Here is a 1,461-nt window from a genome sequence, read left to right on the forward strand (position 1 = left end):
GCAATCAGGCCCATGCTTTCGAGTTTCAGCAGGACCTGATGGGCACAGTTGTCGACGTCGACATTCTCGGTCTCGACGCTCAGTTCAGGGTTCTTAGGCACGTCATAGGGGTCTGAGATGCCGGTGAACTCTTTGATCTTGCCCTCGCGCGCCAGCTTGTACAGGCCCTTGCGGTCGCGGCGTTCGCATTCCTCGATCGAGGTCGCGACGTGTACTTCGCAGAAAGCACCGAACTGTTCGATCTCTTCCCGAACCGCGCGGCGGGTGGTGGCATAGGGCGCGATCGGGGCACAGATGGCGATGCCGCCATTCTTGGTGATCTCGCTGGCCACATAGCCGATGCGGCGGATGTTCAGGTCGCGGTGTTCTTTCGAAAAGCCCAGTTCCGAGGACAGGTTCTTACGCACGATGTCACCATCCAGCAGCGTCACCGGACGGCCACCCATCTCCATCAGCTTGACCATAAGCGCGTTGGCGATGGTGGATTTGCCCGAGCCCGAGAAGCCGGTGAAGAAGACGGTAAAGCCCTGCTTGCTGCGCGGCGGTTTGGTCTTGCGCAGCTCGGCCACAACCTCGGGGAAGCTGAACCACTCCGGGATTTCCAGACCTTCGGACAGACGGCGACGCAGTTCGGTGCCCGAGATGTTCAGGATCGTGACGTTTTCCTTGTCTTCGATCTCGTCATTCGGTTCGTACTGGGCGCGTTCCTGTACGTAGACCATGTGTTTGAAGTCGACCATTTCGATGCCGATTTCATCCTGGAACTTACGGAACAGGTCCTGTGCGTCATAGGGGCCGTAGAAATCTTCGCCCTGGCTGTTCTTGCCGGGGCCGGCGTGGTCGCGGCCCACAATGAAATGGGTGCAGCCGTGGTTGGCGCGGATCAGGCCGTGCCAGACCGCCTCGCGCGGGCCAGCCATGCGCATCGCCAGGTTCAGCAGTGACATCGAGGTGGTCGAGGCCGGGTATTTATCCAGCACCGCCTCATAGCAGCGCACGCGGGTGAAGTGATCGACGTCGCCCGGTTTGGTCATGCCGACAACCGGGTGGATCAGCAGGTTGGCTTGCGCTTCCTTGGCGGCGCGGAAGGTCAGTTCCTGGTGCGCGCGGTGCAGCGGGTTGCGGGTCTGGAAGGCAACGATACGACGCCAGCCAACTTTGCGGAAATAGGCGCGCAGCTCGTTTGGCGTGTCACGACGGGCGCGGAAATCATAGTGAACCGGCTGTTGGATGCCGGTCACCGGGCCACCCAGATAGACCTTGCCCGCCACGTTGTGCAGGTAGTTCACCGCCGGGTGTGCGTCGTCATCGGCGCCAAAAACCTTTTCGGCCTCACGCGCTTTGTCCGGGGTCCAGCGGTCGGTGACGGTCATGGTGCCGAGGATCACACCTTCCTGATCGCGCAGGGCGATATCCTGACCCAGCTCGATTCCGTCGGCAAACTCTTCGCTGACGTCCAGC

Annotated in this window: 1 protein-coding gene; it reads right to left on the minus strand. The window is 61.1% G+C overall.

What is annotated here, in order from left to right; all coding sequences use genetic code 11:
• The coding region (locus ACR0ER_RS25550) for a bifunctional sulfate adenylyltransferase/adenylylsulfate kinase (protein WP_480771267.1) at positions 1-1,461 on the minus strand (1,461 nt) is incomplete at both ends.

The organism is Ruegeria sp. CH8 (assembly GCF_056536985.1).